20 protein-coding genes are annotated in these 24,899 nt (G+C 40.9%); 13 read left to right on the top strand and 7 right to left on the bottom strand.

Features of this window, described 5'->3' with window-relative positions; genetic code table 11:
* Positions 1-143 precede the first annotated feature (143 nt).
* The 8 genes from guaB (at position 144) to AAA970_RS12800 (ending at position 9,919) form a co-directional block, all read left to right on the top strand.
* Positions 144-1,613: an IMP dehydrogenase gene (gene guaB / locus AAA970_RS12835; protein ID WP_338237431.1), complete on the top strand. Its 1,470-nt coding sequence runs from the start codon at positions 144-146 to the stop codon at positions 1,611-1,613.
* 81 nt (positions 1,614-1,694) lie between these two features.
* Positions 1,695-3,797 (top strand): SpoIIE family protein phosphatase, encoded by a 2,103-nt coding sequence (locus AAA970_RS12830; RefSeq protein WP_172674391.1) that lies wholly within the window; start codon positions 1,695-1,697, stop codon positions 3,795-3,797.
* A gap of 36 nt (positions 3,798-3,833) precedes the next feature.
* Positions 3,834-4,184, top strand: a complete 351-nt coding sequence (locus AAA970_RS12825; protein WP_338237430.1) for an STAS domain-containing protein — start codon at positions 3,834-3,836, stop codon at positions 4,182-4,184.
* A complete protein-coding gene (locus AAA970_RS12820; RefSeq protein ID WP_072159142.1) occupies positions 4,168-4,578 on the top strand; it encodes an ATP-binding protein in 411 nt (136 codons plus the stop codon). Before AAA970_RS12825 ends, AAA970_RS12820 begins: the two co-directional genes overlap by 17 nt.
* Before the next feature lie 115 nt (positions 4,579-4,693).
* Positions 4,694-6,589, top strand: coding sequence for a peptidylprolyl isomerase (locus tag AAA970_RS12815; RefSeq protein ID WP_338237429.1), 1,896 nt, complete (start codon positions 4,694-4,696; stop codon positions 6,587-6,589).
* Complete coding sequence (locus AAA970_RS12810; protein WP_338237428.1) at positions 6,555-7,457, top strand: hypothetical protein; 903 nt, start codon at positions 6,555-6,557, stop codon at positions 7,455-7,457. The genes AAA970_RS12815 and AAA970_RS12810 overlap by 35 nt, the downstream gene beginning before the upstream one ends.
* Complete coding sequence (locus tag AAA970_RS12805) at positions 7,423-8,781, top strand: peptidylprolyl isomerase (RefSeq protein ID WP_338237427.1); 1,359 nt, start codon at positions 7,423-7,425, stop codon at positions 8,779-8,781. Before AAA970_RS12810 ends, AAA970_RS12805 begins: the two co-directional genes overlap by 35 nt.
* Positions 8,782-8,953: 172 nt before the next feature.
* Complete coding sequence (locus tag AAA970_RS12800) at positions 8,954-9,919, top strand: AAA family ATPase (RefSeq protein ID WP_053406790.1); 966 nt, start codon at positions 8,954-8,956, stop codon at positions 9,917-9,919.
* Positions 9,920-9,972: 53 nt separating this feature from the next.
* Here the strand turns inward: AAA970_RS12800 and AAA970_RS12795 are convergent, their stop codons facing one another.
* The 7 genes from AAA970_RS12795 to AAA970_RS12765 all read right to left on the bottom strand — a co-directional run bounded on the left by AAA970_RS12795 (position 9,973) and on the right by AAA970_RS12765 (position 17,200).
* Positions 9,973-10,554 (bottom strand): DJ-1/PfpI family protein, encoded by a 582-nt coding sequence (locus tag AAA970_RS12795; RefSeq protein WP_338237426.1) that lies wholly within the window; start codon positions 10,552-10,554, stop codon positions 9,973-9,975.
* Positions 10,555-10,889: 335 nt separating this feature from the next.
* Positions 10,890-11,270, bottom strand: coding sequence for a hypothetical protein (locus tag AAA970_RS12790; protein ID WP_338237425.1), 381 nt, complete (start codon positions 11,268-11,270; stop codon positions 10,890-10,892).
* A gap of 665 nt (positions 11,271-11,935) precedes the next feature.
* The gene (locus AAA970_RS12785; protein WP_338237424.1) at positions 11,936-14,500 is read right to left on the bottom strand and encodes a heme lyase CcmF/NrfE family subunit; all 2,565 of its coding nucleotides are present in this window, start codon (positions 14,498-14,500) and stop codon (positions 11,936-11,938) included.
* Between the two features lie 57 nt (positions 14,501-14,557).
* Positions 14,558-14,962, bottom strand: a complete 405-nt coding sequence (locus AAA970_RS12780) for a cytochrome c maturation protein CcmE domain-containing protein (protein ID WP_053406794.1) — start codon at positions 14,960-14,962, stop codon at positions 14,558-14,560.
* 228 nt (positions 14,963-15,190) lie between these two features.
* Positions 15,191-15,442, bottom strand: coding sequence for a CcmD family protein (locus AAA970_RS12775; RefSeq protein WP_338237423.1), 252 nt, complete (start codon positions 15,440-15,442; stop codon positions 15,191-15,193).
* A 4-nt stretch (positions 15,443-15,446) separates the two neighbouring features.
* Positions 15,447-16,142 carry a cytochrome c biogenesis protein CcsA gene (ccsA, locus tag AAA970_RS12770; RefSeq protein ID WP_338237422.1) on the bottom strand — a complete coding sequence of 232 codons (696 nt, stop codon included), beginning with the start codon at positions 16,140-16,142 and terminating at the stop codon, positions 15,447-15,449.
* A 386-nt stretch (positions 16,143-16,528) separates the two neighbouring features.
* Positions 16,529-17,200, bottom strand: a complete 672-nt coding sequence (locus tag AAA970_RS12765) for a heme exporter protein CcmB (protein ID WP_172674394.1) — start codon at positions 17,198-17,200, stop codon at positions 16,529-16,531.
* A 457-nt stretch (positions 17,201-17,657) separates the two neighbouring features.
* Here AAA970_RS12765 and AAA970_RS12760 point away from each other — a divergent pair, with 457 nt between their 5' ends.
* The 5 genes from AAA970_RS12760 (at position 17,658) to AAA970_RS12740 (ending at position 24,883) form a co-directional block, all read left to right on the top strand.
* Entirely contained in the window at positions 17,658-20,078 is a 2,421-nt protein-coding gene (locus AAA970_RS12760) for an SLBB domain-containing protein (protein WP_338237421.1), read from the top strand.
* Positions 20,079-20,084: 6 nt separating this feature from the next.
* The gene (locus AAA970_RS12755; RefSeq protein WP_338237420.1) at positions 20,085-21,215 is read left to right on the top strand and encodes a GNVR domain-containing protein; all 1,131 of its coding nucleotides are present in this window, start codon (positions 20,085-20,087) and stop codon (positions 21,213-21,215) included.
* Between the two features lie 91 nt (positions 21,216-21,306).
* Positions 21,307-22,566 (top strand): lipopolysaccharide biosynthesis protein, encoded by a 1,260-nt coding sequence (locus AAA970_RS12750; RefSeq protein ID WP_338237419.1) that lies wholly within the window; start codon positions 21,307-21,309, stop codon positions 22,564-22,566.
* Between the two features lie 25 nt (positions 22,567-22,591).
* Positions 22,592-23,731 carry a glycosyltransferase family 4 protein gene (locus tag AAA970_RS12745; protein ID WP_338237418.1) on the top strand — a complete coding sequence of 380 codons (1,140 nt, stop codon included), beginning with the start codon at positions 22,592-22,594 and terminating at the stop codon, positions 23,729-23,731.
* Entirely contained in the window at positions 23,732-24,883 is a 1,152-nt protein-coding gene (locus AAA970_RS12740; protein WP_338237416.1) for a glycosyltransferase family 4 protein, read from the top strand.
* Positions 24,884-24,899: the final 16 nt, after the last annotated feature.

The following is a 24,899-nucleotide window of genomic DNA, read 5'->3' as shown; positions in this document are numbered from 1 at the left end:
TTTTATGAGGTATTCATTTGAGTATTAATAGTAATAAAGTAATGCGGCTAAGGGCTTGTTAAAAAAAATATACAAAGTGATTCCATCTGTTGAAAAATACCATTACTTTTGTCCCGCAAATAAACTACCTAAAGTTATTTGCCATGTCTCTCGATCAAGAAAAATTTACTTACGAAGCATTAACTTATGATGACGTTTTGTTACGTCCAGCCTACTCAGAAGTTTTGCCTCGTGACACAAACACCACTTCCTTAATCACCCGAAACATTAAATTGAACATTCCATTGGTTTCTGCAGCCATGGATACCGTTTCGGAAGCGGATTTGGCCATTGCAATGGCTTTGGAAGGTGGAATCGCTATTATCCACAAAAACATGCCGATTAAAGAACAGGCGAAGCAAGTGCGTCGTGTGAAGCGTTCTCAGTCGGGTATGATCCTGGATCCAATCACTTTGAATATTGACTCTACAGCAGGTGACGCCATCCGTTTGATGCGTGAGTTCAAAGTTGGCGGTATTCCTGTGGTAGATTCGCAAAACCATTTGGTGGGAATTGTAACCAACCGTGATTTACGTTTTCATAAAAATATGAAATCTCCTGTAGTAGAGGTGATGACTAAGGAAAACTTAGTGACAGCTTCAGCAGGGGTTACACTAACGGAAGCGGAAGAAATTTTACAACAACGTAAAATTGAAAAATTACCCATCGTAGATGATACCAATGTGTTGAAGGGGTTGATCACCTACAAGGATATTTTGAAAAATAAGGACCGTCCAAATGCTTGTAAAGATGAGTTCGGTCGTTTGCGTGTAGGTGCAGCGGTTGGTGTGACTGGTGATTTAATGGAGCGCGTAGAAGCTTTGGTGGGTGCCGGAGTAGATTTGATTTCCATTGATACCGCGCACGGGCATTCCAAAGGGGTGATTGAAGCTTTGAAGAAAGTAAAAGAAGTTTATTCCGATTTGGATGTTATCGTGGGTAATATTGCCACTGGTGAAGCCGCTACTGCTTTGATTGAAGCGGGAGCAGATGCACTAAAGGTAGGTGTTGGCCCTGGTTCTATTTGTACTACTCGTGTGATTGCTGGTGTGGGTGTGCCTCAGTTGTCTGCTGTTTATGAGTGTGCGAAAGCAGCCAAAGGTTCAGGGGTTCCGGTAATTGCAGATGGTGGTATTCGTTTTTCCGGTGATTTGGTGAAAGCCATCGTTGGTGGAGCAGATACCGTAATGATCGGTTCTCTGTTAGCAGGAACAGAAGAGGCTCCGGGTGAAATGATTATTTACGAAGGACGTAAATTTAAGTCTTACCGCGGTATGGGCTCATTGGAGGCCATGGAGCACGGCTCTAAAGACCGTTACTTCCAGGATGCGGAGGATGATATCAAGAAATTGGTGCCAGAGGGTATTTCAGGTCGTGTGCCTTATAAAGGTCGTGTTGCAGAGGTATTGTATCAGATGGTCGGTGGATTAAAAGCCGGTATGGGATACTGCGGTGCAGCAAGTGTAGAGGATTTGAAAAAGGCGAAATTTGTAAAGATTACTTCTGCCGGTGTGCATGAGTCTCATCCTCACGATGTTACGATTACTAGAGAGGCGCCTAACTATTCTAGATAATAAAAAGAAACTCAGATTATAATAAAAGCTGCCTGAAATCAGGTAGCTTTTTTTTTATATATAGGACATAATGAATTATTATTGGTATCTTCACTTCATGTGATCTTTAGAGCGTATTCTATTTTTATGCCTTCGGATAAATATATAGTAAGATTTAGTTTTTTTGTAGCAACGCTGGCATGGCTGGCGATGTCAGTATCTGATGTGCTTATCGGACATGGCAATGAGCTTCAATATTCCAGAGGGTTGGATCACCAGCTTCCGGAAGTGTTTTTTGTGCTCTTTTGTTTTTTTTCCTACGTATTTTTTCGATATCAAACTTCTTCCAGGGAACGAATACAAATTCAGGAACTACTTTGGAGAATGTTTGTCACGGGGCTTGCCGCCACGATTATCGCTTTGGTCCTGTTCTTTTTTCTGGAAACGGAGCTCGGACTTAAATTAAACGGCAATGCTATTTTCAAAACGTTCATCAATCATGTGATGATTGGGCTTTCCGTTTTGTTTTTAATATCCGCTTTTTCTGTATCAAAAAGGCTGGTGCTTTATCAGAAATCGAGAACACTGCTTTTCATATGGCGATTATTCGAATACAGTTTATTCGTGGGGATGATTATCAGTATTTTTTCTCCCTTCCGGATGTCGGGCTTCCAGTTGATTTTTGCAGCCTATTTAATGGTGTTGGCAATTCTTTTGTCGGTGAATATGAAATGGGTGGCCTATCTGGATTCCGGTCAAAAGTGGAAAAGTATTTTGTTAATTTTATTAACGCTGGCTTATCTTTTTTACTTCATCCGAGCCAATTATTTTAATCATGTTTCCAGTACATTAAGTCTGGACTTAGCGGAATTTCCGCCCGTTTTGGCGGCGGCATTTTTCGTTTCTCTCTATTTAGTCTTTTCCCTTTTAGTAACATTATTCAATCTTCCGACTTCTTCTGTTTTTGAGCAAAAATTAAAAGAAGCCATTAATTTTAGTCGCCTGGCAGAAAGGATTTCAGGTTCTACTCCGGAGCAGGTGTACGAAATTCTGTTAGAATCCTCTGCTTCCACGGTAGCGGCTAATGCGGCCTGGCTGGAAATAAAAATTGAAGATGATCCGGAGCCCTATCTGTTAAAGCATGGCATTTCAGAGGAAGAAATTGAAGAGCTCAAGAATAACTTCATTGATGGACAGAAAGTGGAGTTGATTTTGAACCGGCATGTGTCCAAATCACTGATTCCTATCAAAAATACCATTAAGCTCAATCATTATGATTACCGCTCCTTAATGGTCTGTCCGATTATCATCAAAGACCGGGTGGTGGCCAGCCTATTCCTTTTGAAAGACGTAACCGATGGTTTCAATAAGGAGATGGAGGATATTGTGGTGACCTTTATTAATCAGGCGACAGTTTCTTTGGAGAATTTCCGTCTGATGTCTGATGCCCTGGATAATGAACGTTATCGGGAAGAAATCAAAATTGCCAGAAGGGTTCAGCGTAGTTTGTTGCCCCAATATGAGCTGGGTAAGGAATATTTCGATTTGGCCTCTTTCTCAAAGGCGGCCGATCAGGTGGGGGGAGATTATTACGATTTTCATCAGGTGGATGAGCATCGCTTCGCTTTGATTGTGGCAGATGTCTCCGGAAAAGGAACTTCTGCGGCCTTTTATATGGCACAGATGAAGGGGATTTTTCATTCATTGGTCAACATTGGAGTGACCCCGGTAGATTTCTTCGATTTGGCCAATGATGCATTGAGTAGATGTCTGGACAAATCCACTTTCATCACAGCTTCCTACTTTTTAATTGATACCAAAAGAAGGAAAGTAGAATATTCAAGAGCGGGACACTGCCCCACTTTACTTTATCAGACTAAGGATAAGAAAATCGAATTTTTGGAGGATCAAGGGATAGGTTTGGGCATTATTCGCGATAAAAATCTTTTTAAAAATTATATTTCTAACTCCACCTTCAGTTATGAAGAAGGAGATGTTATGTTTCTCTATACCGATGGGATTGTCGAGGCTCACAATATGGCCAAACAGGAATTTGGCTATGACCGCCTGAAGATGTTGGTGCAATCTTATGCCCAATTTGATGTGATGAAAATTCAGGAAGTGGTGATTGAAGGTTTATACGCATTTTGCGATGATCATCCACCAAATGATGATTTCACCACCATGGTAGTCAAGTTTAAATAAAAATAACTAACAGTACTTTTTTCCGTATATCTGATTATGGTAGAAATCCGTAAGTCACTCGAAGACGAAAAATATATTATTGAAGTCATTGGGGAAGTTGATGCCAGTTCTTTCATCCACTTGGACACTGCAATTGAAGAAGCATTTTCCGAAGGGCGAGAGAAGATTATGGTGGATTTAACGAGGTTAACCTATATAAGCTCTGCCGGTTTGGGTGTATTTATGTCCTACCTGCAGGAAATTAAAACCAAAAACATTGGTTTCGTGCTTTTTGGTCCGGACCCGAAGGTGAAAGGGACTTTCTCTATTTTAGGGCTGGATCAGTTAGTAACTATTGTGGATAATCAGGATCAGGCAAAAGCATTTTTGGATGGAATTTCGGCATAAAGTAAGTTGTAGTACAAGCAGGCTCGAAGAGGTCCGTAGGTTTGTGCTGCAAACACTTAACTCACTTCAGATACCCGAGGAAACAGCGCATTTTTTGATGCTGGCCGTTGATGAGGTGTGTGCTAATGTAATGATACATTCACACGGCTGTCAGGAAAATGATTTCATCGTGTTATCAATTTCTAAAAAAGGAGATGCGGTGGTATTTGAAATTGAGGATTTTAATGCTGAAGGCTTTGATATTGCCGGCTATGATGCCCCCTCGGTAAAACAGATTATCAATACCGGAAGAAAAGGAGGATTGGGGTTAAAGCTGGTCAAGGAAATTATGGATGGAGTGGAATATGAATCCCTCCCCAGTAGAAATATTTACAGATTGTTTAAATCAGTCTGAAAAGGGGCCATGAGCCCCTTTTTTTATATAAAAATTGTTAAATATTGGCTTTGCAGTCCTTTAGATTTGCATGCCGGATAGGCTTTTTTTACCTTCAAAGGTTTATTTTTTGATTATGAAAAGCCTAAGATTAACATTATTCACCGCCGTCATTTTATCTGCATGCCAAACCTTTCAGGGAGGCAAAACCAGCCCGGAACAAGGGGACATGCTGGTAGTGGGAGAGAAGCGGGTGAGCACCCCGGCATTCGTTTATGCTTTTGAAAAAAGTAATAGAATAACGGAGCAGGATCCGGATAAGCAACAAGTAAATGAGTATCTGGACTCCTATATCGATTTTCAAAGAAAAGTACTGGCTGGCCAGGCGGAGGGGATTGACACCACCAAAGCCTTTCAGAAAGAATACCAACAGTATTTAGACCAATTGGCCAAGCCCTATTTGATGGCCAGCAGGCTGGAAGATACCTTGCTGACGGATGCTTACCAGAGAATGCAACAGGAGGTCAGAGCGTCTCATATCCTGTTGCGAATTGATCCTTCAAAGGCCAGCCCTGCTGATACTTTAAAAGTGTATAACCGCTTGTTGGCAATTAAAAAGGAATTTGATGAAGGGAAGTCCTTTGAGTATTTAGCCAGAAACAATTCCGAGGACCCCTCTGCAAAAGTAAATGCGGGCGACTTGGGTTACTTTTCGGCATTTCAAATGGTTTACCCTTTTGAATTGGCGGCCTTCAATACGCCGGTAGGGGAGGTGAGTGATCCGGTGAAAAGTCAGTTTGGTTATCACCTAATTTATGTACGCGATAAACGTGCGGCACAGGGTAAGGTAAAAGCGGCACATTTGATGTTACGCGTTGAAAGAGGTGACAGCATTGGTGCCGAAGCGGCATTTCAGAAAATCAACAGCTTAAAGAAAATGCTGGACAATGGAGAAGATTGGGCGCCATTGGTGAAGGAGTTTTCGGAAGATCCGGGCTCAAAAGGTTCCGATGGAGAACTTCCCTGGTTTGGTCGAGGACGCATGGTTCCTGAATTTGAACAGGCTGCTTTTGAATTGGAAGAAGAGGGAGAGATTTCTGATCCGGTCCGAACTGCTTATGGGTGGCATCTGATTAAATTGATCGACCGAAAGGGCGTGGCCCCTTTTGAGGAAGTGAAGCCGGAGATTGAACGTAAAATGCGTCGGGTGTTAGCGGACGGGGAAAGAAAGGAGCTGTTGATTAAAAAACTTACTGCAAAGTATAATGTAGAACCCACAGCGGCATTGGATTCCCTGAACCAACTGAAAGATTTTAACCGGGCATTTGTTACTATTAATGAGCAAGCAGTGTATTCCAGCATTTTATCCGCTAAGCTTCAAAAGGCTTCGAATAAAGAAGGGGTTTACAAAAACTGGTTGTCGGATACGCTAAAAGTGATTGAAAAAGCACAATTGGGAGAAGAATTTCCGGAGTATAAGTTTTTGGCACAGGAGTATCATGATGGAATGGTGCTGTTTGAAGTGATGGAGGATAAAGTCTGGGGGAAGGCCTCCAAAGATTCCTTAGGATTACAGGGCTATTATGCTGCGCATAAAGAAAAGTATAAAACTGAAGAAGAATATCAATTAGTTGCGCTCGGGGCGCGTGATACTGCAAAGCTTGCTTTGGCCAAAGCGGACTTTGAGCGAGGGAAAACAGGCAAGGAGCTCGAAAAATCATTTAACGAGGGCGCTGAGCTAAATTTACAGGTTAAAGAAGGTGCTTATTCAAAAACAGATTTTGCGGCCCTTTCTTCTGTAAAAAAAATGGGTGTGGGAGAATATGAACTAGAAAGTGATGGTTGGAATTGGTGGGTCAAAGTAACGGAAGTGATACCGGCCATGGTTCAGCCATTGGATAGCTGTCGATTAAAAGTGTTGAATGATTATCAGGAAGCTTTGGAAAAAGCATGGTTGAAATCCTTGAAAAAAGAGTATCCTGCAAAAGTAAATAAAGGTGAATTACAAAAAGTATATCAAGAAGTCCTTTAAGTTTTTATTGCTATTCATGATAGTGGGGGGATCGTCCTGTCAGTATTTCAGCCCTAAAGAGGGGGAGTTAGGTACAGAGGCGGACCCGCTATTGGCTCGTGTAGGAGAGCAGGCGCTCTATTTGAGTGATCTCTCGGAATTTACCGGAGATAAGGACTATGGAAAAGACAGCGCGGCTCATTATCAGCGTTTGGTGCATAGTTGGGTGAAGCAGCAGTTATTAATTTCCAAGGCAAAAGAGGAAGGGATCGATTTGGCAGAAATCAACCAGCGGGTAGATGCCTATTTGAATTCATTATTGGTTTATGAATTTAAAAAGCGCTACATCAGCCGGAATATGGAAGCCTCAGTGAAGGATGAAGAGATTCTCACTTATTATGAGACGAATAAGAAAAATTTTGAGCTGAAGCAGAATATTGTGAAGGGATTTTTTGTTCAGCTTCCGGCAAATTCACCTCGGTTAAAAGATTTCAGGAAATGGTTCCGGTCTTCGAAGGAAAATGATTTGGATAAAATGAAGGCCTATTGCTTTCAATATGCTCAAAATTATCATATTGATGAGACCATTTGGATGCCCTATGACGGGATGGTGAAAAATACCCCTTTTGGATCATTAGAAAGTAAGGGCAATTTCCTTAAAAAGAATAACTTTGCAGAACGGACCGAAAACGAGATGATTTACTTCTTAAAAATTAAGGAGTATAAACTGATCGGGTCCACTCCACCTTTGGATTTTATTAAAGATCAGGTCACGGATATTGTCCTGAATAAAAGGAAGGTGGAGATGCTGAAGAATTTAGAAAAAGATATTTATAACAGAGCGGAGAGAAATCATGAAATTGAGATCATTGCCCAGCCTAATCGCTAATTTATTTGTACTGCTTTTGGTGGTCACGAGCTTAGAAGCGTTGGCGCAAGGTGGGCCAAAACCAGTGGTGGCAGATAAGATTGTGGCCAAGGTGGATAATTATATAGTGCTGAAGTCTGAATTGGAGCGTGCTTATCTGGAGTTTCTTTCTCAGGGGAAAATGGATGCCGACATGGACAAATGCAAAATGTTGGAGTCCCTGATTGTAGATAAACTGATGGTGGCCAAAGCGGAAATTGATTCCGTGGAGGTATCCGAAGATATGGTCAATGGTGAGCTGGATCGACGCATGGCTTATTTTATTCAGCAAGTGGGAGGCGAAGATAAAATTCAGGAATATTACGATAAGTCGGTGGAGGAATTCAAAGAAGAACTTTTCGATCGCGTAAAGGAGGATATTACCAAACAAACCATGCATCAGGAAATTACTTCCGGTGTGAGTGTAACCCCGAATGAAGTAAAGAAATTCTTCAAAAAAATTCCAAAGGACAGCTTGCCATACTATTCCACAGAGGTGCAATTGGGGCAAATTGTGAAGGAGCCGGAACCAAGTGAGCAGGAAGATGAAATTGCCCGTCAGACACTTTTGGATATCAAGCAGAAGGTATTGGCCGGTGGGGATTTTGAGGAATTTGCCAAGCAGTATTCTCAGGATCCGGGTTCAGGCGCATTTGGTGGTAATTTGGGCTGGATGTCCCGTGGACAATTGGTGCCGGAGTTTGAGGAGTCTGCCATGACCATGAAAGTAAACGAGATTTCTGATCCGGTGAAGTCAGATTTTGGTTATCACCTGATTCAGTTGTTGGATCGTCGTGGTAATGAATTTAACTCACGTCATATTTTGATAAAACCAAAAATTGGAAGTTCAGACCTGGACATTGCCAGAGATTATCTGGACAGCCTTAGAACTTTGATTTTAGCCGATTCCATTGAATTTGAAAGAACGGCCAAGGACCATTCCGATGATCAAATGACGGCTAATGCCGGTGGGTATTTTACCGATGCTACCGGAGGTAATGTGGTTTCCGTAGAGACTTTGGATCCTACCATTTTCTTTACGATTGATACCATGAAAGTGGGCAATATCAGTAAACCGGTCGAATTCCGTCAGCAAGATGGAACCAATGCCGTGAGAATTCTTTATTATAAGAAAAAAGTATCTCCACACGTTGCCAACCTGGTGGATGATTATCTGAAAATTCAACAAGCCGCTCTGAATCAAAAGCAAGGAGAGAAAGTCAGCAAATGGTTTTCTACTGCTAAAGATGATGTTTTCATCTCCGTAGATGAAGAGTACAGAGATTGCGGTATTTTGGATGATTAATTCATAAATGAGTCTAAAGAGAGGCAAGAGGACCAACCTTTTGCCTTTTTTTATGCAAAAAAATTGGACGATTCGGAGAGATTTTTCCAAATTGGACGGACGCTATACTTTTCTTCTACGTTTGTAAAAAAAAGTATAAGGAAAGCTATCTAATTTAAGCCCTTCTAACCCTATGAGTATATTTGATTCGGACGTAACTGCGGCAGATCAACTGGCCGAAGATTTTGGTAAATTAAAAGCAGAAATTGGCAAGGTGGTCCTTGGTCAGGATAAAGTGGTGGAACAGGTTTTGACCTCTTTATTTTGTAAAAGCCATAGTTTGTTGGTCGGGGTTCCCGGATTGGCCAAAACGCTTTTAATCAAAACCATTTCCGAAGTTTTGGACCTCTCCTTCAACCGAATTCAGTTTACCCCGGATTTAATGCCTTCTGATATCCTGGGGGCTGAAACGCTGGATAAAGAAAGAAATTTCAAGTTTATCAAAGGCCCTATTTTTTCCAATATTGTGCTGGCCGATGAGATTAACCGTACCCCACCCAAAACCCAGGCAGCACTATTGGAATCCATGCAGGAATATTCGGTGACAATCGCTGGTAAGCATTTTAAGCTGGATCAGCCTTTTTTCGTTTTGGCCACGCAAAACCCTATTGAACAGGAGGGAACTTACCCTTTGCCTGAGGCGCAGTTAGACCGATTCATGTTCAATATTTATTTAGATTATCCTACCTACGAACAGGAAGTGAGTATTGTAAAAGCCACTACCGCAGGAGAAACCCCTCAGGTGAATCAAATCATGGGTAAGGAAAAAATATTAGCTTATCAGGATTTAGTTCGCCGGGTGCCAATTGCTGATAATGTGGTAGAATATGCGGTGAAGTTGGTGAATAAAACACGACCGAGCAGCCCTATGGCGCCGGACTTCGCTCGGAAATATTTAGAATGGGGGGCAGGCCCAAGAGCTTCTCAATGGCTGGTAATTGCCGCAAAATGTCATGCCCTATTGCATGGGAAATATTCTCCGGACATTGAGGATGTACAAGCAGTAGCGGAGCCGATCCTGAGGCACCGTGTTTTCCGGAACTTTAAGGCAGAAGCCGAAGGCCTGACCATCGAAAAACTGATTCAGGATTTATTATAGTGATAAGCATAAATGGAAAAAGCCATCTTCATACTGAGGATGGCTTTTTTTGTCTATAATTTGATCTCTGTTCCGATCGCTTTCAGAAAGGCTGCGATCCATTTGGCATGTCCTGGCCATGCTGGGGAGGTGATTAAGTTTCCATCTACCACCACATCGGTTGCAGGAACATCTACATATTCTCCTCCTGCCAGCTTTACTTCAGGTGCAACTGCCGGATAGGCTGTTAGTTTTTTCCCTTTTACCACCTCAGCGGCGGTCAGAATCTGTATGCCATGGCATACCGCTGCGATTACCTTGTCATTTTTATGAAAATGTTGGACAATTTCCAGCACGCGTTCATTTAATCTGAGGTATTCCGGCGCCCGTCCACCGGCAATTACGATGGCGTCATAATTTTCAGGAGCTACCTCATTAAAATCAAAGTTCAGCTGAAAGCGATGTCCCTTGAGTTCCACATAGGTTTGATCTCCCAGGAAATCATGAACAGCGGTTTGGATGGTGTCACCTGATTTTTTGTCTGGGCAAACCGCATGGACGGTATGTCCCACCATTTCCAGCATTTGAAAAGGAACCATGGTTTCGTAATCTTCGGCATAATCACCGGTAAGCAGCAGAATGTTTTTTGCAGCCATTGAGTTTGATGTTTAGGAGTATGGTAACACTTTGGAGTCCAGTCCAAAATTTCAGGGCCAAGTCAAGGGTGGCAATGCCAATTAGCTTTAGAGCAATGTTTATGACCACAACACCCGACTGCAAATTCTAATGATTGGAAGCGATTTTAGCTGATGACTAACAATTGTGATGTTATCCTGTTGGAATTTACCTGTATCACTTCTGCCATTATTCAAAATTTCATTAAGAATGCTGGTTTTTAAACACACTTCCACCACCAACTATAGTTACTGATTACCTTAATTTTGGAAAGTAGGAAACTATTGCATTATCATACTCTGATTGAAAATAAAGATTAGACCGTTTCGGCATTTTTACTCAAACGTGATTTTAAAGCTTTCTTGAGCTTTCCAAAGCTGGATTTAAACTTTTTCAAATGGATCTCACTCTGCTGGAATTCTTCTTCGCACAAGGCTTGCTCCGGTAGCTCTGGCGCTTTTTCGGCGAAGTCAGCGTAGAACAAGGAGTGAGCAGAAATAATTTGACGGAGCTTATTCAATAAGCGTTCATGATGTGCCAATTGATTGACGATCTTTTTTTGCTCTTCTGCAGGCAGGTGGTAGATATTTCGCTCCTGTTGTTTTTTGAAAAAATTAATTTCCGATTGCCAAAAATCTATATTGGAAAGCCACTGCTTAAATTTCTGATGTAGGGATTCATGCGTGATAACATTCATATGCACAGGGGTTAAAATTAAACCATGAGTCAAAAAAATATCCTGTGTATAAAAAATCATCTTTCAGAACATTTATTCGACTGCTTTAACTAAATTTTTCAAATCGATGAGTAAAGTTTTTGTACACCTTAATTTAAGGTTTTTTCCGAATTTTTCAGTCTTTTGTCTCGTAAAATATTGGGAATCTGAATGGTGCAGGCTTAATTTTTTATTTTGCTACAAGGCAGGAAGAGGAAGGGATTTTGATAATAATGGTTCAGAAAGAGCTATCCGAAACATTAAAACCAAGCTAAAAGTATCCGGTGGATTCCGTTCCATATCCGGGGCAGATTGCTATGCTGTTATCCGATCTGCGATTGATACCTTTGCCAAACAGGGATTTGAGGTGTTTGACAAGCTTAGAATGTCGTTAATGATGGCTTACTCATTATAATTGAGGGCTGAGTAGTTACCATCATTTCGTTTGTTCAAACATAAAAAAGGACAGTAACTTTTAGCTACTGTCCTCTGATTAGGTTTTACTCATTCGTAGAGAAACCTGCCGACATTGTGTCGGTAATTCAAGTAATAGGAGGCATTGACGGATCAAATACCACCTTGGGGCAGATCGTAATACAATCTAATAATTCAACAATAAAAGGTTATGAATGTTTGGCAAAACGTCCTTAAACTTCTGTTTTTGCGGTAACCATTTTAGTGTTATTGGTGGTATTACGATCCCGCAGGTTTTTAAATTCCCGGTACCTTCTGTTGGTGGCAATTCCAAAGCCAATCATCACCAAAAGAGTACCGATCCATAATACATTAATGAAAGGTTTTTCAAGCGCTTTTAAGACGATATAATCCTTTTGGGTAGTCTGCGCCTCAAAGACAAAAATACCTTCTTCAGGCCTGATATTAGCAAGACTGAGCTTAATGCCGAGGTCTTCAATTACTTCCGGGATTTTACCCACCTGATTGCCTTTAATCAGGAAAATAGGCTCTGCAAAGTAGGAACGTTCGCTATCGAAAATCTGAATTTTGGCTTGTACCGCAACATCGTTGGGCCCAAGGCTCATGCCTCCTACGGAAGGTAAAGTGACCAGAGAGTCAAATCTGCAGACAAAATCATTAACAATAAACTGTTCACCCATTTTGGCTTCAAAGGATTTTGCGGCACTCCATTCTGCTTCCTGGTCTGGTGTGATGAAAGCGGTTACGTGAGTATATAAATCTCGGTTAAAGCCACGCTTGATATCCGGAGAGATCACCATACCCATATTAGGATTTACCTGTGCTCGTGGATAAAGGGTGAATTTTTCTCCTTTCTGATCCGTATAATCTACCTCAAAATAGATGTTTTCCGGATGTACTTCTACGGTGTCCCCTTGATTGAAATAGGTTTTGCCGTCATAACTTAAATCCTTCTTGGCAACTTTTTTACGTTCATTGCCGGTGGAGGCTAATAGGTTATGATCCACATAATTTGGCATGCCCATCACTTCTAGTCTTCTGCCCTTATAGTTCAGCTGGTAATTTTCCATGGGGCGATTTCGATTGATCCAAAGTACAATGTTCTCCTGATCAAATTTTTCATCGGCCGCATCCTTGAAAATCGGCATGCCGCTTTGATTCAGGGAAACTACATTGGAATAACCTGCGGAAAACAAAATCCCAATCAGCATTAAAGCCATGCCAATGTGCGTTACGGCACCTCCCGAAAGCTTGGGACTTTTTCGAATCAGATTGAAAAGGATGGTGCCATTTGCTGATAGGCAATAAACGGCAGCGGTGAGCAAGGCGATATAGGATAATTGCGCAACCGGATAAAGCAAAATGATGGCGCCGGAGGAAACTAAGGTAATCAGGAATGGCACCGTAAGCGCATCCCACAGTTTTTTAGAATCCATTTTCTTCCAGTAGAAGAACTGGCCTGTTCCTGAAAGCAATGCGATGGCTACGGCAAACCATAATTGAAATTTGGAGTAGAAAGCAACCTGATCAGTGGGTAAGGCTACATTAGAAATCCCACCAAATGCTTCTACAATGGCATTCCACACCGGAATGGACGTAGGGATAATCACCTGAAAGCCCATCAGACACAGCGTCGTCGCCCCTATGAATATCCAGAACTCTCTGCTGTAAACCGAAGGCTCATCCTGCTCTACGGGTAAATCTTTCCAGCGATAAAGGAAAATACCAAAACCTCCCAGGGTAAAAGCGCCAAGGTAAATTAAAAGCTGTCCGCTTAAGCCCAGGTCCGTGAAACTGTGCACAGAGGCATTTCCTAAAATTCCGCTTCGGGTAAGGAAGGTGGAGTATACAATCAATACGAAGCCCGCAATACAAAGTCCCAATGAGCTTTTTAATGCCGTATGGTTTTTCTTGAAGACGATCATGGTGTGGATGGCCGCCACTAATACCAACCAGGGCACATAGGAGGCATTTTCCACCGGATCCCAGTTCCAATAGCCACCAAAGTTCAGGGTTTCATAGGCCCAATAGGCGCCCAACAAAATACCTAAACCTAAAATGGCAGCGGAGAACAAGGTCCATGGTAAAGCAGGACGTACCCAATCGCGGTATCTTTTGGTCCAAAGTGCCGCTACGGCGTAGGCAAATGGAATCAGGGTAGTGGCGAATCCAAGGAATAAAATCGGAGGGTGAATCACCATCCAGTAGCTCTGCAACAATGGATTCAAACCGGAACCATCCTCAGGAATGAAGTTCGGGTCGGATTGGAAAATCGGCGCATCCATGGCATCGCGCATCAAGGCGAAAGGCGACATGCCAATTTGCATATTGCCGATGACGGTACCCAATATCATGGAAGCCAAAAATGCCTGCACGAGTGCAAAAACGGCCATCAGTGGGCCTTCCCAGGACTTATTGGTGAAGATCAACACCATTCCCAGGAGCGCATTCCACACCATCCAGATCAGAAAACTACCTTCCTGACCTTCCCACATGGCGGAAAGCATATAATACCAGGGCAAATGAATGGAAGAATGGCTCCAGGCATAGTGGTATTCAAAATAATTGCCACTTACGATGGCAAACAGCGTCGCAAAAACCCCTACAATGGATAAGGTGTGGAGGCTAAATGCCCAGCGGCCATTTTTAAGCCATTCGTTCTTTTTGAGTTCATTGGCATTGGTCGCTTTGAAATAAGCAAAGGTGGCCACCAGTGAAGTGATGAATGCAAAAACCGTCAGAAAGTGCCCGAGGTTTCCAATAAATGTATTGATCATTGATTAAAATACTTCTGTAGTAGGAAAACGGTTTGTAAAACCAAAAAATGACAGCTGCTATATGGTTTGCTCCTCTTTATACTTTGAAGGGCATTTGAGTAAAATTTTGTCGGCAATGAATTGCTCCTGATTTTTATAGGAACCAATGACCACCACCTGCTCTGAACGGGCAAAATCCTGTGGCATGGGTTCATTGTAAAAAACGGTTTCCGTCTTGCCATCATTATCGATCATGGTAAAGGAGAAAGAAACCATATCTCTGCCGGACTGTATGCCCACCACTTTCCCCTGAGGGTCTTTCGTTAATTGCCCCACCACATGGATGGCTTCTTTGTTTCCGTCCTGCGCCATATTTTGCGCAACAGTAAATGTGGTATAAGTACTGGAATCACCAATAGTGCTGACGATCACCATAATGGCAATAGCAATAATCACGATTCCAAAAATATGTGCCTTTTTCATTATTATTTGATTTCTAATGGGTTATTGTGCAAAGGTAGCCTAATTTGCTGATATCTAAAATAATGTACGGAGAGGGTATTAAAGATCCAGTATTCGAAACGAAAATTAGATGGTGAAACGCGATATCCGATCATTTTAAGAGAATAGCATGGCTATAGTCGAATAATCTTCAAAAATCGCTGCTCTTACTTCGAATTTGCTTCGGCTGAGGTGATTTTTAATACCAGATCAGGCTTGCTGCCCGATCTCTGTTTCCAATTTCTTCAACTTTTGATCCGTCTTCCAGGCATATCCTGCAAAGCCACCCAAAACGGTTAATGCTACTGCGACCACCACATAAATCTTGCCTTCTCCTCGGAAGTTGTCGGCCATCTCTACTTTTTGGTTGGCGTAATCCTGATCAGTAATGGCTGTTTTTTCCTGCGCCACCGCCAGACTAAAAGAACCAGCTGCGAACAATGTTAATAATATCTTTTTCATGGGATTAGTTTTTGGAAGAAAAGGCAGAAGCCTCAATTGCACGGTTTAAATAATGTTGTTGGATGATCGCCATTCTCGCTTTGAGGTTACCCATCCATGCCCCCACCAGTATCCAACCGATAACCGCAGGGTAAAAAACAATTCTCAGCTGGCTGTCCAGGTCATAAGCATTAAAGCCTGGGTTTCCGCCATTGCCGGGATGCAGGGAATCTGTTAATCTGGGCAATATAAAGAGTAATGGAATCAATAGGGAAAAAGCAAAAATATTGTAAATCCCGCTGATTCGCCCTTTTTGCTGAGGGTCTTCCAGTGAGCCTCTTAATACAAAATAGGCGAAATATATCAGCAGGCCAATGGCAGCCCCATTCTGCTTGGGGTCATTGCTCCAGGGTTCTCCCCAGGTGAAGTTCGCCCAGATCATTCCAGTCAGAATCCCCAAAACCCCCATAAACACGCCCACCTGCGCGAATTGATCTGCATAGGCATCCAGGTAATCCTCTCCTTTGGCGAGGTATCGTATGGAATAAATCACCGAGATCATGAGCATTACAATCATGCCAAACCACATTGGCACGTGGAAATGCAGATTCCGGATGGTTTCATTTAAAATATCTAGTCGGGGAGCATTAAATAAGAAGCCGCCCACTATGGAGTAAGCCACTAATAAGACTCCCAAAATTTTCCACCAATTGCGTTTCATGTTTGTTGAGTTCATTTAAAAAGTCCTTAAAAATAGGCGGAATAAACCTAAAAAGCACGCTTCGGCTTAACAGTTCCCTCAATAATACTATCGGAAATATTGATAGTTACTTTGGATTTGAATTTAGCGAAGATTTCTTTTGATGATTGTTCTCAAAGGTCAATAAACCATGAGGCCGGATTTTTCATTTCTATATTCTCGTTTAGCTGAAAGGCGTGAAAAATGAAAGGATTTTTGCCTATTTCTTTTTTTTCAAGGAAGCAGATCAATGAGGAGAAGACAAGCTCACCCAAAATTGAGCAAAAAAACCATTGAAAATCATCAAAAAAACACGGACCATTAGGAGCGCCTGATCAATTACTAAATCCAGCCGTGCCTCATTCGGCTTAACTTCTCCACAGATAGGGGAAAAGTATAACAGACATCGCGCCTACAATCACATTAATGGCCAGTAGCGTAAGCAAATGGGGTGCACTGGCTTCCCAACCTACCCCTAATAATGCCCCTTTGGATAATTTCAGCGCCATTAATAGTACAGGGATTATTACAGGGAATGATAAAATAGCCATGAGGGTCCCAGAATTATTGGCCTTTGCGGCAATGCCTGAGACCATGGTCAGAGTGAAGCTAAAGCCACAAAGTCCTAGAAAGAGGGTAGTCAGGAAGACACCATAATGCTCAATAGGATTTCCAATAACCATACTATAAAAGCCGAGGCACACGATGCCTAATAGCAATAATAAGAATGTATTGTAAATCCCTTTCGCTATTATGATGTATTCTGGTGAAGTGAGCTGATACCAATAAAGATTACGCCCCTCGCTTTCCTGTAAAAAGCTCTTCGCTACAGCATTAATGCCTGCGAAGAGCAGGATGATCCAAAAAAGTGCATTCCAGGTGGGGATGTTGATGGCTCCGGATTGTAAGTGAAAACTTAAATAGCAAATAAAAACAGTGGCCCCCACATATAAAAGCAATCCATTAATGGCATATTTTTGACGCCATTCCATTTTTACCTCTCTTTCGATGAGGGTAAGTATTTGATTGAGTCCTGACATTTGATCATTGATTTGGACTCAAAAATACGTTTGAAAAACTCATCATCAAGCAAAAACATTACATTTTGATGAGTTCAATGCCGAGCGAATCCTTTTTTTGGGAAGTGGTAAGCCTCAATAGGATAGGGAGGAATTTTTTAAAACCATGCCTTTTTATTGCACTAGAGCAGGTAATAACTGGAGTAATTATGGTAATCCGGCTTAATAAGTGCTGTTTAATGATTTTCTAATGATGGTTTCCCGGAACGGCTTAATCTTTGAACATTCTTTGTTTCCTGTACATTAAGCAATACCTTTGCGGAAATATTTTCCCAAAAGTGTCTTTTGTGGAAAGTGCAATGGAAAGATCTCCGCTAAGTTCCCTGTGGGACTGAAGGGGCGAAGCTGTATCTAAAGCAATAATTACGTTAACCAAATATTTTTGTTTCCCGTGCGAATAAAAAATTACATGCCTTCAATGAGGTTGCTGTTTTCATTGGTAGGCCTTTTTTTCTTCATGTTTCAAATCCATGCCCAGTCATTGGAAGGATTGGATAACATTGACTTCACCGGTAAATCAGTAGATGATTTGTCCGATGCGCAAATCATGCAAATCCAGCAGGAAATGACCAAGCGTGGTTTGGGAATGGCGGAGATAGAAATGTTTGCCCAGGCAAAAGGCATTCCTCAATTGGAAGTGAATAAACTTAAATCCAGACTGGCAGAAGTAAGCACGATGGGCGCCAGTTCGGCTTCTGGTTTACAGAGTGATTATATGAATTCTCAATTGCCTGAAGTAAATACCGAATATTCCGAAAAGGAGGAGATCCCACAGGAGTCCATCCCAATGAGTGTTTTTGGATCCAAGTTGTTTAATGCGAAGAACCTTACATTCGAACCTTCCATAGCCTTGAATCCTTCCAGTGATTACCGCTTAGGCGTTGGGGATGAAGTCCGGATAGATATTTGGGGTGCTTCACAACAGAACTATAAGTTACTGGTCGATAAGACCGGTTCTATTAATATTCCGAATATAGGCCCTATCCGGGTGTCGGGAATGCATTTGAAAGATGCGCAAAGTAAAATTCTAAACCGACTCTCAGCTATTTACAGTGGGATGAAAGGCAGCCAGCCAAATACCTTTGGACAGGTGAGTATGGGGATGTTGCAGGGGATCAATGTAAATGTGATTGGCGAGGTGATTTTGCCAGGTACGTACACACTACCTTCCACGGCCTCCTTATTTAATGCCTTGTATTTATCCGGAGGCCCCAATGATATCGGTTCCTTCCGTAAGGTACAGGTGATTCGTGGTGGGGAAATTGCTCAGGAAATTGATGTGTATGATTATTTGGTGAAAGGTAAAGGGAATGCCAATATCCAGCTGGAAAACGATGATGTGATTAAGGTGCCCCCTTATCAAAACCGAGTGGTAATGGCTGGTGAATTTAAGCGTACCGGAATATTTGAAGGGAAGCATGGGGAATCGGTGATGGACATGGTAGATTACGCCGGTGGATTCACGGAAAATGCCTATACGCATCGATTAGAAATTTTTAGAAAGAACGGAAGAGAGCAAACGGTCAGGGATGTCACCCTTGATCAGTTGGCTACTACTGTTATTCAAAATGGAGACTCTATTTTGGTGAAGCCAGTATTGGAACGTTATGCTAACCGTGTTCAAATTACAGGAGCCGTTTTTCGCCCGGGCACTTATGAAGTAGAGGATGGACTACAGCTATCTACCTTAATTAAAAAGGCCGAAGGCCTGAAAGAAGATGCTTTCCTTGAGCGTGGATATATTTATAGAAAAGGAGAAGATCTTTCTGATGAAGTGATTTCTTTCTCTGTGGTAGATGTGGTTTTAGGAAAAGAAGATATCGTTCTGCAACGTGAAGACTATGTAGTGATTTCTTCTCTTTTGGAGATGAGAGAAGAGTTAACCATTGATATTGGAGGACCTGTGATGAAGCCGGGAGAATATACTTTCGGCGAGGGCATGAAATTGAAAGATTTAATTGTTGTTGCTGGTGGTTTTAAAATTGAAGCCTCAGGCGCACGGGTGGAAGTGGCCCGTCGCCTAAGAGGAGAGGATGCGGAGAAAGCCTCCGATAAAATCGCTGAAATTTTTGTGATGGATATCAGTAAAAACCTGACGATTTCAGAGGCAGATGGGGAGTTTGAGCTGAAGCCCTTTGATAAGGTATTTGTAAGAAAAGCGCCCGGATCAAAAGTGCAAAGAACGGTAACTGTTACAGGTGAAGTGATCTATCCCGGGAATTATTCTTTGAGTTCTGAAAAAGAACGTATTTCGGACGTCATGAAGCGTGCTGGTGGATTTAATGCCAATGCCTATTTGGAGGGCGCAATGCTTACCCGTCGGATCATCAAGTCTGAAAAGCAGTTGGCCATGCAGGAGGAAATGTTAAGAAGAGATCAATCCATCGAATTAACCAATCTGGAATTTGAAGTGGTCGGTATCCAATTAGAAGAGATTATGAAAAACCCTGGAGGTAAGATGGATATTTACCTGGAAGCAGGAGATGAGATTACGATTCCTCAGAAAACACAAACGGTTCGTATTTCCGGCGAAGTATTGAATCCGGTGTCCACAACCTTTGAGCCCGGGAAAAGAGCACGATACTATATCAGTCAGGGTGGAGGTTTTGGACTGAATGCTAAGCGTAAGAAAACATACGTCCGCTACCCTAACGGTACTACCGGCGTGACGCGTTCATTCATCTTTAAAAGCTATCCTAAAGTGACACCTGGGTCAGAGGTGATTGTTCCGCAAAGACCACCTAGAGCACCAATGACTATGGCATCGTGGATGGCCTTGGCCTCCTCCGCAGCGGCTTTGGCATTAACTGTAACCTCCATTGTGAACAATATCAAGTAATTAGGAATGAAAGAACAGATGGAAATTCAAAAACAGCATCCTACTCCTAATTATTATGAAGAGGATGAAATTGATTTAGTCGCAGTTGCCAAACATATCATTGAGAATCGCCACATCATCTATAAGTCTGTCGCGATTTGTACGGTGATCGGCTTATTGGTGGCCATCTTTAGCCCCGTAAAATACACCGCCAAAGCCACTTTGATCCCCGAAGCTGGCGAAGCCCAAATGGGGAATTTAGGTGGCTTGGCAGGTTTGGCCGGCATGGCTGGAATCAATATTGGAGGGATGATGGGAGACCAGTCTACTATTCCTCCGGAATTGTATCCGGAAGTAGTGAAGTCCTGGCCATTTCAAAAGCAGTTGATGGAGACGGAAATTACCTTGGCTGAGGTGGGGCGGCCCATTACAGTATATGAATATTATGCCGAGTGGAAAAAGGAGCAGCTAGGAGCGAAGATTAAGAAATATACGATTGGACTGCCGGGGACTATAAAAAAAGCAATCACAGGAGAGGTAATTGCTCCTATGGTAAGGGAGGGGGGGCCTGAGGTGATTACTAAGGAACAGGGTGATATTCGGGAAATATTGTCAGAACTGGTACTCGTAGAAGTAGATACTAAAACTGGCGTAATTTCGTTAGAAGTGGAGATGCCTGAAGCATTAGCTTCAGCACAGATGGGACAAGTGGCTTTGGATTACCTGCAGAAATATATTACCGACTATAAGACAGAGAAAGCTCGTCAAAATTTGAATTTTATTCAAGAAAGCTTTAACGAAAAAGAAACGGAGTTTTTAGCTGTGCAAAAAGAGTTGGCAGAATTTCAGGATAAAAATCAATTTGTAGCGACTGCTATAGCTAGAACTGAAGAGAAAGCTATTTCAGATAAATACAATTTGGCGAGTAAAATTTACCAAGAGCTTTCCGGACAATTGGAACAAGCGAAAATCGCCTTAAAGGATCAGATGCCGAACTTTACAGTGTTGGAACCCATTAGTGTGCCGATTGAGAAATCTGCTCCTAAAAGGATGTTGATTTTGATTATTAGTGGGTTTATAGGGGGATTTGTAGGGTTGGGAATGATCTTCTTTTATCATTTGAAAGAAAGCTTTGTGGCGCAATACAATGAGGGTTAGGAGATCTATATAGAATAGCAAGGTTATTTGTGAATAGAAAATTTGATCAAACAGGTATAATTAAGTGCTTAGTTTTTAGGCAAATAAAGAATTGATTAAGAAAATAAGTGAGAAGTGGTTTCAGTCCGAGTTTTTAAGGAATATATTTACCTTAATGTCTGGGACTACAATAGCGCAAATTTTGCCTATATTGTTTACACCGGTATTAACTCGTTTGTATTCCCCTGAGGCATATTCTAATTTGGGTGAATTCGTGGCACAAGTGTCTGTGCTGAGTGTTATTTTGGTTTTAAGAAGTGAATATGCTTTGTTGTTACCAAAAGAGGAGGACGATGCGTTAAGGCTTTATCAAAATAATTCGATTATTTTGATTCTGATGTCAATGCTATGTCTTTTTGCTAAATTAATTTATGACGCTGTACTTTTGTATAAGTCACAACAATTCTTTGTGTATATAATTGCATTTTTGTATTTAATAGCTCAGGGATTAGTTTTAAATAACTCTTTCTATTTGAATAGACATAAGGGGTATAAGGATATTTCATTATCTAAAATTTTGAGGGCATCATCCATATTAGTTTTTAGTTTTGTTTTTTCAATATTGGATAGCGAGAATGGACTTGTTTATGCTTTTACTTTAGGTACCATATTGGAGGGTGTTGTTTTATGTGTTAGGAATAAGAGAAATGTTGTTGGATTTAAGTGGGTGTTTTCGAAGGATATTTTTGTGAAGTTTAAAAAATTCCCGTTACTAGATTCTCCTTCAGCTATAATACATGCTTTGTCTATCCAAATTCCACTTTTTATTTTGCCATTATTTTATGATGAGAATCAGGTGGGGCAATACTATCAAGCTCTTAGGCTGGTTGGGATACCGATTACTTTTATAGCTACTGCAATCGGCCAAGTATATTTTAAGGAGTTATCCGTGTGTGTGAGTAATCAACAAGCATATGAATTGACGAGAAAAATAGTGATTAGAACAGGGGTAGTGGGCTTATTTATATTTGTGCCAGTGATGTTTACAAGCAAATCATTGCTGCCTATTATTTTAGGCGAACAATGGAGCCTAACAGGTTTTTTTGTTCAATGGCTAAGTGTTTATGTTGCAGTGCAGTTAATGACATCGTCGATTTCTTCAATATTTAATGTTTACCAAAAGCAAGGGCCAGCTTTATTGTCCAATATCATTTTTTTGATTGTTAAAATTTGTATTCTTTATTTTGGAGGTATGATAATGCCTATTACAAAATTAATAGCGTTGTTTTCAATAATAAGCTTTGGGTATTATATTATAATTTTGTTGTATCAAATGCGAGTGGTTCGGAATTTTACACTGAAATTAGGGTGAGTGATTTGTTTTTATGTAGGGTATTGTGAAAATTAATGTTTTGAGGGTATTTCATGTAGTTGAACAATTTTCTGTTAGATCTGAAACTTTTATATATGATGTTATATGTGAATTGGATAAAGAGCATGCTAATAGAATTTATACTTTTAACCGACTATTAGCACACGAACGTCCTTATAATAAGGTTGTGGTTCATAAGATGAATTTTTTGCTTTTTAGAATTTTATATAAATTAATGAAAGTTCTTCGTGTGGCAAGTGTGCCTTATATAGGGAGTATTCGTAGAGAAATTAATGAATTTAAGCCGCAAGTGATTCACGCACATTTCAGTAGTATGGGGATATTGGTAAATAGAGTTGTTAATAATTCGAAAGGAAAAATCCCTGTACTAGTATCTTGTCATGGATCAGATGTAAATACTCTTCCTGATGGTTCGAAGCAAATTTTAAGAGAATTTTTAGAATTGGGAAAGAATGATCATGTCAATTTTACTGCACCTTCTGAATTTCTAAAAGACAAAATGATTTCTTTAGGGATACCTAAAAATAAGATTTTTGTGCTAAGTAATTCATATAAAAGTCACGGATATGATAGGGTGGCCATCCATCATAATCCCAATTGTTATAATTTGATCACAGTTGGGCGCTTAATTGAATGTAAGGGCTTTGAATATTTGATAAAAGCAGTTGCAATGAGTGATGCTAAGATTCGACTAACAATTGTAGGAGCGGGAGAGTTGGAAGAGCAACTAAAGCAGCAAGTGAGTGAGTTAAATATCGGAGAGAGAGTAGTGTTTAAAGGTGCTTTAAAGCATCAAGATGTCTATAATGAATTGAGAAAGGCTGATATTTATATTCAACCTTCAATCATCGCAAGTGATGGGGCCGAAGAAAGTTTTTCAATTTCCACTCTAGAGGCAATGTCATTAGGACTCCCTATTATAGCTTCGAAGGTTGGTGGGCTTCCAGAATTATTAGATTTCGGAAATTGCGGCGTTTTGGTTGAGCAGAAGTCCGAGGAAAAATTACATTTGGCCATTAATAAGATGGAAGATTATTCTCTTCGTTTAAGGTACAGTCAAAATGCTTTTGATCGAGCTATTTCGTTCTATACTATTGATCATCAAATAGACGCACTCAATGAAATTTATCTGAAACTTATTTAAGTGAAATTACTACTTTTCAATACACTATATACACCAAATTTTCTTGGAGGAGCAGAGCGTTCCGTTCAATTATTAGCAGAAGGCCTTGTTGATGCGGGACATGATGTAGTTGTATGCTGTACTTCTGATCGAGATTATGTAGACACTATAAATGGTGTTTGCGTGATTTATATGAAAGTGCCCAATTTATATTGGGCCTATGATAGTAGTACTCAAGCAAGTTGGAAGAAACCTTTCTGGCATTTTATTGATGCTAAAAATTATATAGCAAAAGCAAAAATAGATCGTGTAATAAAGAAGGTAGATCCTGATGTGGTTCATACCAATAATTTAGCTGGTTTTTCTCCGATAGTGTGGGAGTTGGCCAAGAGCAATGGCGTAAAAGTGGTACATACGCTCAGAGATTATTATTTGACTTGCCCAAAGGCTACTAGGTATCATAACGGACAGATTTGTGAGGAACTATGCTTAAAATGTAAGATGTTTTCATACCCGAAAAAGCAATTGTCAAATGAGTATGTTGATGTTGTCGTCGGAATTAGTCAGTTTATCCTCGATGACCACTTGAGGCAAGGGTATTTTAAAACCTGTGAAATTCGTGAAGTTATTGGTAATAGTGTTAAAATTCCCTCGGGAAAAGTAAGCCCTTGCTTTGAAAAGGAAGAGGGGCTAAAATACATAGGTTTCATTGGAAGGATAGAGGAACCAAAGGGAATAGAAGATTTACTGAGTGCTTTTGTAAAGTTGGATGATGATAGTCTTCGTTTAATTATCGCAGGAAAGGGAGAAGACCGATATATGTCCTATTTGAAATCAAAATATGTTGATAGTCGAGTTCGTTATTTGGGAGTAGTTAACTCTGATGAATTTTACACCGGTTTAGATTTATTAGTGGTTCCTTCTAAGTGGAATGAGCCTTTTGGAAGGGTTGTTACAGAGGCATTAGGTTGGAATTGTCCGGTTTTGGTTCATGAAGTTGGTGGGTTAACGGAGTTTGTATCCATGTTTCCCTCAAATGTAATGGGCTATAATAAATCCGATTTCATGAATTTAGAGGAAGTGTTAGCTATGTTAGAAGATACCCAAGCTGATATTGATAAAAGGTTATTTAGTTCTGATAACCTGATCGATTCTTATTTGACGTTGTTTTGATAGAAATGAAGTTGAT

Source organism: Persicobacter diffluens (assembly GCF_036244895.1).
Classification (GTDB): domain Bacteria; phylum Bacteroidota; class Bacteroidia; order Cytophagales; family Cyclobacteriaceae; genus Persicobacter; species Persicobacter diffluens.
Note: the sequence above shows the minus strand (reverse complement) of the source record. Positions and strands in the feature narration are given on the sequence as shown.